Origin of the sequence: Thalassospira lucentensis (assembly GCF_050516545.1) — a bacterium.
Classification (GTDB): Bacteria; Pseudomonadota; Alphaproteobacteria; order Rhodospirillales; family Thalassospiraceae; genus Thalassospira; species Thalassospira lucentensis_C.
Genome location: NZ_CP191544.1, coordinates 486477 through 495000, shown reverse-complemented (window position 1 = coordinate 495000; position 8524 = coordinate 486477). Strand labels below are relative to the sequence as shown.

The 8524-nt window shown below is 52.5% G+C and carries 8 protein-coding genes (1 of these 8 running past the window's edge); 4 read left to right on the top strand and 4 right to left on the bottom strand.

Annotated features, from left to right (window positions below; genetic code table 11):
- A protein-coding gene (locus ACQ0MK_RS02165) for a M23 family metallopeptidase (RefSeq protein WP_430474630.1) crosses the window boundary here: on the top strand, nucleotides 1–796 show its 3' portion. Its footprint begins 497 nt before the window's first position; 796 of the gene's 1293 nt are visible here — the last part of the coding sequence; its start codon lies beyond the left edge, outside the window; its stop codon occupies nucleotides 794–796.
- Between the two features lie 207 nt (nucleotides 797–1003).
- On the opposite strand, the gene ACQ0MK_RS02160 is transcribed toward ACQ0MK_RS02165, so the two are convergent.
- Together ACQ0MK_RS02160 and cyaY are read right to left on the bottom strand one after the other, a co-directional pair.
- Nucleotides 1004–2800: an ABC transporter transmembrane domain-containing protein gene (locus tag ACQ0MK_RS02160; RefSeq protein ID WP_430474629.1), complete on the bottom strand. Its 1797-nt coding sequence runs from the start codon at nucleotides 2798–2800 to the stop codon at nucleotides 1004–1006.
- A gap of 45 nt (nucleotides 2801–2845) precedes the next feature.
- Complete coding sequence (gene cyaY / locus ACQ0MK_RS02155; protein ID WP_350047459.1) at nucleotides 2846–3178, bottom strand: iron donor protein CyaY; 333 nt, start codon at nucleotides 3176–3178, stop codon at nucleotides 2846–2848.
- 278 nt (nucleotides 3179–3456) lie between these two features.
- Here cyaY and rpmE point away from each other — a divergent pair, with 278 nt between their 5' ends.
- Nucleotides 3457–3681, top strand: coding sequence for a 50S ribosomal protein L31 (gene rpmE / locus ACQ0MK_RS02150; RefSeq protein ID WP_350047461.1), 225 nt, complete (start codon nucleotides 3457–3459; stop codon nucleotides 3679–3681).
- 255 nt (nucleotides 3682–3936) lie between these two features.
- Nucleotides 3937–5775 (top strand): adenylate/guanylate cyclase domain-containing protein, encoded by a 1839-nt coding sequence (locus ACQ0MK_RS02145; protein WP_430474628.1) that lies wholly within the window; start codon nucleotides 3937–3939, stop codon nucleotides 5773–5775.
- A 123-nt stretch (nucleotides 5776–5898) separates the two neighbouring features.
- Here ACQ0MK_RS02145 and ACQ0MK_RS02140 read toward each other — a convergent pair whose 3' ends face one another.
- Nucleotides 5899–6348, bottom strand: coding sequence for a DUF1465 family protein (locus ACQ0MK_RS02140; protein ID WP_430475999.1), 450 nt, complete (start codon nucleotides 6346–6348; stop codon nucleotides 5899–5901).
- Between the two features lie 592 nt (nucleotides 6349–6940).
- Complete coding sequence (locus ACQ0MK_RS02135; protein ID WP_430474627.1) at nucleotides 6941–7135, bottom strand: DUF1192 domain-containing protein; 195 nt, start codon at nucleotides 7133–7135, stop codon at nucleotides 6941–6943.
- A 129-nt stretch (nucleotides 7136–7264) separates the two neighbouring features.
- On the opposite strand from ACQ0MK_RS02135, the gene ACQ0MK_RS02130 reads away from it, so the two are divergent.
- Nucleotides 7265–8272, top strand: coding sequence for an NAD(P)H-quinone oxidoreductase (locus ACQ0MK_RS02130; protein ID WP_430474626.1), 1008 nt, complete (start codon nucleotides 7265–7267; stop codon nucleotides 8270–8272).
- The last annotated feature ends 252 nt before the right edge of the window (nucleotides 8273–8524 follow it).

Here is an 8524-nt window from a genome sequence, read left to right as displayed (position 1 = left end):
AAGCCTGTTTTTGGCGGCTGAGCGCACTGGCGTTCCTTTGCCGATCCTGATGGAAATGATCGAACTTTATTCCTATGAAGTCGACTTCCAGCGTGACATTCAGCCTGGCGACAGTTTTGAAGTCATGTATCAGGAACTTAAGAACGACGCTGGCGAGCGCGTGCGCTATGGCGACATTTTATATGCCAGCATGACGCTCAGCGGTCATGAAGTCCGGCTTTATTCCTATACCGACAGCAATGGCGATGCCGACTTCTATAACCAGAAGGGTGAGTCTTATCGTCGCGCCCTGATGCGGACCCCGATCAATGGTGCGCGCCTGTCATCTGGTTATGGCAAACGCAAGCATCCGATCCTTGGTTATACCAAAATGCACAAAGGGATCGATTTTGCCGCCCCGCGTGGCACACCGATCTTTGCAGCCGGTAACGGTACAATCGATAAAATCGGTCGCAATGGTGGATATGGCAACTATATCCGCATTCGCCACAACGACTCTTATGACACCGCCTATGCCCATATGAAGGGCTTTGCCAAAGGTCTGAAACAGGGATCACGGGTTAAGCAGGGTGATGTTATCGGTTATGTCGGCACAACGGGCCGTTCGACCGGCCCGCACCTGCATTACGAGATCCTGAAAAACAATGCGCAGGTCAACCCGATCCGGGTCAAAATGCCCAGCGGCAAAACGCTTGAAGGCAAGGAGCTTAAAACCTTCCTTGCAGGTGCAGACATCCTGCGCAAGCAATATGCCGAGCTGTCACTTGATAACAGAAAGATCGCCAGCGCCGACTAAGGCCATGGTTGACGCAAATGAAAAGCCCGCCGGATCATTCGGCGGGCTTTTTTGATGCCTGCGGGTACGCACCGTCGCATCAGAATAAAGTCCCCGCCTGTCCTGCAATACATCTTGGAAGTGCCTGACCGCAGGTCGCACAGACAGCAAAAAGCCCCAGACCATAAGGCTGAGGCTTTGCTCGTCTTTAAGATATTCAAAGTCACCTCAGGCGGCATCCTGATCAAATTGCAGCTTGGCCAAGCGACCATAAAGTGGGGAGCTTTCCATCAATTCCTGATGGGTGCCAATCGCGACCAGCTTACCATCATCAATCACAGCAATCCGGTCTGCATGTAGGACGGTCGCCAGACGATGAGCAATCACCAATGTCGTGCGTTCTGCCATGATGGTTTCAAGTGCCTTTTGCACCACCTGTTCGCTTTCGGCATCCAGGGCACTGGTTGCTTCATCAAGCAGCAGGATTGACGGGTTGCGCAAGATAGCACGGGCAATCGCAATACGTTGGCGTTGCCCCCCAGACAGACGTACACCCTTTTCACCCAGGAAGGTGCCAAAGCCGTCCGGCAGACGGTCAAGAAACTCACTGGCATGTGCCGCATCCGCAGCCGCCCGGACATCTTCATCACTGGCGTCCGGTCGACCGTAACGGATGTTTTCCCAAGCACTGGCGGCAAAGATCACCGGGTCCTGCGCGACCAGACCAATGCGTTCACGCACATCCACCGGATCCGCCGTCCGGATATCGACCCCGTCGACCCGAATGACACCACTTGCCGGGTCATAGAACCGCAACAGCAATTGAAACACGGTGGTCTTGCCCGCACCCGATGGCCCGACAAGGGCAACCGTTTCGCCGGGCTTGACCGCAAGGCTTAATTCTTCAAGGGCGGAGCGATCCGGTCGGGCGGGATAGTGGAAAGTAACATCTTCAAAGCTGACATTGCCCTGATGCGGGATTGGCAAGGCAACCGGGTTTTGTGGCGCCCTGATTTTGGGTTCCGTACCAAGCAAGGCAACCAAGCGTTCCGCCGCCCCAGCTGCACGCTGCAAATCACCGATCACCTCGCTAATTGCGCCAACCGATCCGGCAACCACAACCGCATAAAAAACAAAGGCCGAAAGTTCCCCCGCCGAAATCGTGCCATCAAGAACATCATGCCCGCCAATCCAAAGGATCGTTCCCACCGCACCAAACACCATCACAATCACGATGGCGGTTAAAAGTGCGCGGGCCGAAATCCGGGAAACCGCCGTTTTGAATGCGCCTTCGACATGGCCGCTGAAACGCGCACTTTCGATTTCTTCGTGGGTATATGCCTGAACCGTGCGCAGCGCATTGAGCGTTTCTTCCGAAAAGGCACTTACATCGGCAATGCGATCTTGCGATTCGCGCGACAGGCGGCGAACCCGGCGGCCATAGCCGATAATCGGCACCACCACCAACGGCACAACCAGCAAAACAAGTGCTGTCAGTTTCGGGCTTGTGATCGCAAGCATGGTCAAGCCGCCGACAAACATCAGCATATTGCGAAGCGCAATGGAAACGCTTGATCCAATGACGGACTGTAGCAAGGTGGTATCGGTGGTCAGACGCGACAGGACTTCGCCGGTCCGGGTAACTTCATAAAATGACGAATCAAGTCGGATGATGTGGCGGTAAACAGCCGATCGAATATCGGCAACAACCCGTTCCCCGATCCAGGAAACCAGGAAAAACCGCATATAGCTTGCCCCGGCCAGAAGCAAGGTTACCGCAAACAGAACAAATAATGCCCGATCAAGCAGCGCCCCGTCCCCATCGGCAAACCCGTCATCGACAAGCATGCGCAATCCGTTGCCAAGGGCAAGAACGGTTCCCGATGCAACAATCAGTGCAATCAGGGCACCAAACAGCTGCAAACGATATTTTGTGACAAACGGAATGATTGCCCGCAAAGAGGACAAATTCCGACTTGTTTCACGATCGATCAGTTTTGCTGAAGCAGAAGGTATACGCGCCAAGGCACCTTATCCGTATGCGATGGGAACCACAAAGCCGATTGAATATCAGCCGAGATCAAGCTTGTTTCCGGTTTTGACGGCAAGATCGGCAGAAAGCTGATCATTGAGCGTCGTCGACCCACGGGTCGAGGTCCAGGTTTCGTTATCTTCGTCAAAATCATAGTGACTTGCGCCACTCACCGGCGAAGAAAGCCAGACCTGACGGTTCGGACCATGCTTATTGATGATGAATTGTTCACCCGAATCGAGTTCGATTGTCAGGATTCCGGACTCCAGATCGACATCAATATCGTCGCCCAGCGCGTCATCAATGATATCAGAGAGACTTTCGATGGTTTCATCTGCAATCTGATGGAAGCGGGTTTCCTCAAGGGCCACAGTCTTATTCTCCGTCTGTCATCGGGGGAATCCTGCCCCCGGCAAGGCGATAATCAATTGTTGGCGCACCATACTATATAAAGAGTGCTGTGCAAGTATGCATAAGAACGCCTATGCGAGAAAAGCTTGAAACCTCGGCTTGCGACTGCTAAACGACCGCGAGATCGCTACTGCACTCCCTTCTTTTGACGTTAATCGGATAATTCCCGGTTACAGGGGTTGCGCGAGCCGATTTTTTACACTATACACCGCGCTTCAAATTCCGGAGTGATTAGGCGATGAAAAAAGATATCCATCCCGATTACCATGAAATCACCGTTCAGATGACTGACGGCACGACCTTCACCACGCAGTCGACCTGGGGTAAACCAGGCGATGTGATGAAGCTCGACATCGATCCAAAAAGCCACCCGGCTTGGACTGGTGTACACCGTCTTCTCGACAGCGGCGGGCAGCTTGCGAAATTCAAAAAGCGCTTCGCTGGTTTCAATATCGGCAACTAATCAAAGAACACGTCATGTGTTCTGTGGGATCAGCGCCCGCCGCATCTTCTTGATGCTGCGGGCGTTTTTCTTTGTCAAAACCGTTGATTGACAGTCATCACACGGCAAAAAACCGTGGATATCATAACGTCTGGTCTGCCATGCACCATATCTGATGGTTATTCAGACATTTTTTTGCCATAATCACATCTGTTAGGATAGGGTAGCCTGTTTTCCGCTGCCCCTTTTTGCTTGTCAATACCACCAGGGTTATAGATGAACCAAGTGGCTGCGCGTAACCAGGTAAGCTATGAGGTCTACGTTAAAGACCGTTCCGGCCGTTGGCAAATCCACGGCCACTTTACCGGTGCGCAAAAAAAGCAGGCTGAAGAAGAAGCAAAGCAGGTCGAGCGGGCGAATCACGTTTCCGGGGTGAAAGTGATTCGTGAGGTTTACAATCACGAAACCAACAGTTCCGACGAATACGTGATCTATGAGACCCGCGGCCAAGGAAAACTTGAAAGCAGCACCCCAAAAAGCAACCGCCCCGCGGCCAAAGCCAAGGCCCCGGCGAAACGCCCTGAACCCTCCCCTGCTTCTGCGCCATCCTATGACACGGCTGCGAAAAGTGGTTCGGATGCGGACGAGGCGGCACCAAAGACAGCCCCGGCAGCCGTGCAATCGCGCAGTGCGTCGTCAGAAGGACAAAGCATTGTCGGTCTGGCGCTTAAGATGATGATTGCCTTTTGTGTGGCCATTGCCATTGGCCTGGCGGTTATGCTTTTGTCCGCCAAGGGTCTCGAATTCCTGCCAAGCATGGGCGTCAATATCAGTCAGGGCTTCTTTGACAAGGCCAACTTTATCTCCTTTACGGTCGGGTTCCTTGCCAGTGTCGTCCCGATGTTGATGAATTTAACGCAAAAATTCAAAGGCCGTTCACGGTCCCCGTCGGCATCAAAGACCAGTTCGCGCCAGCCGCGCACGAAGGCATCCCGACCGGCTCAATCTGGCGGCACCAACAGTGCGGGGCAAACATCGGCCTCGCGCAAGTCAGCAGCTGAAATGGCGGCTGAAATGCTTAATGAGGATTCTTCTGACGCGACAGAATCAGACGAACCCCAAAAGAATGACGATACGACAGCCGACGATAACGAAGATCAGACAATTGACGACACGCCCGAAAAACCTTTGGTCGAAAACAAAGAAATGCGCGCGACCCGCGAGCAGATGAAGTCATTTATCTCGGGCTCCATGCAGGCGATCAAACGCACGGTTCCGACATTGGACGCCTATCACAAATTTGGCGTCAATCTGTACGTTGCCGGTGCGTGTGATGCCTGCAGCGAAACCAATTCGCTTGATCAGAAGGATTGCCGGACGGTTTTGCGTGATTGCATTTCCGCCCTTGGTGCCAACAAAAGCATGGCCGATACGTTCTGCAAGAATGTCGACAACTATATCCTTGAGCCAAAATACAAGGATATGTACGGCGCCGGACGCAAATCGATGGACGCCTATATCAAGGACGAGAAAAGCATCACCACATCGGTTTCAAAAGCCATTGCCGACTGGACCGAAAAGCCTGCAGGTGGCCCACAGGCCGGAGCCGGCAAGAAACTTCATGCCCTGATGTTTACCGACATTGTCAATTCAACCGCCAAAACCCAGGAATTGGGCGATCATGGTGCGCAACAGATGGTTCATATCCATAACCAGATCGTGCGCACAGCCCTGATCAATAACTATGGCAAGGAAGTCAAACATATGGGGGATGGCATCATGGCTGTGTTCCCGTCTTCTGCGAGTTCGGTCGAAGCGGCGATTGAAATCCAGAAAAACATGGCTTCGCACAATGCCAGTCAGGACATGAAATTCCAGATCCGTATCGGGATCAATGCCGGTGAAGCCATCGCCGAAGAAAATGACCTGTTTGGCAGCGTCGTGCAGCTTGCTGCGCGTGTTTGCGCACAGGCGGGTGGCGATGAAACACTGGTGTCCGAGAACGTCAAGAATACTTATAGCGGCAGCCGTGCGGCGTTTGTGTCCCAAGGCACACGCACGATGAAGGGCTTTAGCGATCCGATTGAAGTCTTTCAGGTTCAATCGCGCACGTGACCTAAAGCGTCTTTCGACCTTTCACCTGCCAAACCCGTTTCCCAATAGAAAGCCCGACAGTAATACGGTTGAGACCGTCATAGGGTGTCAAAGCATATTGCTGTTTGGGGAAATCAAGCTGCCTTAAGCGCTGCAGCGTGCCGCGACCTGAAGTTCCATTCTCGCCGCCCGCATATAAAGCGCATAGGCACGCCCCATAAGGTCAAGCAGTGGCGGCGAAAGGAATTGACAGTCCTTGTGCCGGTCTTCAATGCACAGGCGAAGGTCGACCATCAGATCGTCAACATCAACCGCCTCTTCCCACGGAATTTCGCCCTTTTCCACCGCACGCACAGCCAGCAACCACGCCATTGCCCGAATGAGGCGCGTGGTCATCCGCATTTCTTCTATGCATTGCGCAAGTGCTTCGCAGCTATGGTGATTCTTGTTCCGCTGACTTCTATGAGCGGTAAGGTAATTGCGTGCTTCTACGAGCAAGGCGAAGGCCTCGTCATATGTCCGTGAAAAATGAACAACTGCAAAATTACTGTGATACGACGCCTCTTCCGAGGCTGGTGGATGCTCGTATGTCATCCAAAACATATTGGAAACAGGGTTGGCGGCTTCAAGGCAGCGCGCCCCAAATAGAAAGACCGCCCACTTTCGGGGCGGCCTTACCTCAACCTGCTAAACTTGCCGGACTTTTTGATTTTGTTCTTCTTGTGGAGCGAACTTTAGCCAGCGGTTCATAAGCGGTCAAGGCTATTAATTGCACAATTGTGACAATACGTATTAACACGTACTGATTTACGCGTTTAACAGCCGAAATATTCCTAAATCCCCGCCACAAACCGCTTTCAAACCATTACGATATCAACACAAATAAAAAGAACCGCCCAAAAAAGGGCGGCTCAAGTTTAACAGGGAGGCATCGAAACATCACGTTCGACAAGGGGGTCAACAGATGACCCTCTAATCAACATATAATACGGGAAGTTTAAATTTCAATTAACCCCAGGTCTAAAATATCTATCCTCAAGTCTAGTAATTGGATCAACTGGTAAGCACCGTTTCGTCCCTTAGCGTTACTGCGCCGTAAGGTCCATACACCCTTTGCGGATCGAATTGGCATCACCGCAGTCAACATAACAAAACTCAGGAAGACCTCATCGCTTGGGCACAACCTTTAAATCTTGAACAATGCCTCTGCCCCGGCGACCGCGCCCTCGCGATGTGCCAGCGCGTCTTCAACATGTTTGATTTCTGCCTCAAGAGCTGCGCGATAGTCTTTCAGGCTATCAACCGACATGCCTTCAAGATTACGCGGCAAGCCAAACTCTGCTGCCTTTTTCAGACCGTCATCATCGTCTTTCACACTCATCATCCTTTCCCCGACAACAAACATCCCCAATTTGGGTCCAAGCCCGATTGGTTGATGGTCTAGTTTAACCGATGGCCGTTTGCGGCTATTAGATAGGTATAGAATTTACTGTTCGCCACAGAGGTCGTCATGTCCAATCAAGATTTACCCGCGCAAATGCACGTCATCGAAATTCGAAAAGACGCGGAGAAACCTTATCTCGCACCTGGCAAAGCCGATATCCCGGAATTCGGGTCTGAGGATGTTTTGGTGCGTATCCGGGCCGCCGGTGTGAACCGGCCGGATTTGATGCAGGTCGCGGGCATGTATCCACCGCCGCCTGGCGCATCGGAAATCCCCGGACTGGAATTGGCCGGCGAGATTGTAAAACTTGGCGCAGACGTTAAGGACTGGAAGATCGGTGACCCGGTCTGTGCATTGGTCACCGGGGGTGCATATGCCGAATTTGCCAGCGTCCCCGCCGCGCAGTGCCTGCCGGTCCCCAAAGGATTAAGCATGGTCGAAGCCGCATCCTTGCCCGAAACGTACTTTACGGTCTGGCATAATGTTTTTGATAAAGCCCAACTCAAAGCAGGCGAGACATTTCTGGTTCACGGCGGAACATCAGGTATTGGCACAACCGCGATCCAACTTGCCAAGGCATTTGGGGCGCGTGTGATTGCCACGGCCGGCACAGATGAAAAATGCCAAGCCTGTCTTGATCTGGGTGCGGATGTCGCAATCAATTACAAAACGCAGGACTTTGTCGAAGAAGTCAAAACCGCAACCGATGGCAAAGGGGCGAGTGTCATCCTTGATATGGTTGCCGGTGATTATGTCAGCCGAAATTTCAAGGCCGCCGCGTTCGAGGCCCGCATCCTGATCATTGCGTTTTTGCGCGGACCAAAGGCCGAAACCAATTTCACGCCATTGCTGCTAAAACGCCTGACCCTGATGGGGTCCACCTTGCGTGCACAGCCGGTCGCCAATAAGGGGGCGATTGCTGATGCCCTTCGCCAACAGGTCTGGCCATTGATTGAGGATCAGAAAATCCGTCCTGTGGTCTATCAAACCCTCTCCCTTGGCGATGCGGCAAAAGCACACGACATATTGAAGGGTGGCGCACACATCGGAAAAGTGATACTGGAAGTCGCATGATCGTTTATGGATGCCGGTCTGACGAATTTAACTGACCAATCCATGGCAACATGACTATGATTGCGGATCGAAAAGAAATATTCTTTCCATTCGTCCGCAACAGATTGTTGCATTTACCCGCACATTGATCGAAAAGAACGCAATGGCGGGTCCGACGATGCGCAGCAACACTCGTGGTTGCCTTTGCTGCATTGCCGGACCACCAAAAGAGATTATATTCTGGGACAGATATTCCCGCGCTTTTTGGGCCTA

Coding starts and splice junctions, on each gene's coding strand:
- rpmE (WP_350047461.1), top strand. CDS start 3,457: ATGAAAAAAGATATCCATCCCGATTACCATGAAATCACCGTTCAGATG.
- ACQ0MK_RS02145 (WP_430474628.1), top strand. CDS start 3,937: ATGAACCAAGTGGCTGCGCGTAACCAGGTAAGCTATGAGGTCTACGTT.
- ACQ0MK_RS02140 (WP_430475999.1), bottom strand. CDS start 6,348: ATGACATACGAGCATCCACCAGCCTCGGAAGAGGCGTCGTATCACAGT.
- ACQ0MK_RS02135 (WP_430474627.1), bottom strand. CDS start 7,135: ATGAGTGTGAAAGACGATGATGACGGTCTGAAAAAGGCAGCAGAGTTT.
- ACQ0MK_RS02130 (WP_430474626.1), top strand. CDS start 7,265: ATGTCCAATCAAGATTTACCCGCGCAAATGCACGTCATCGAAATTCGA.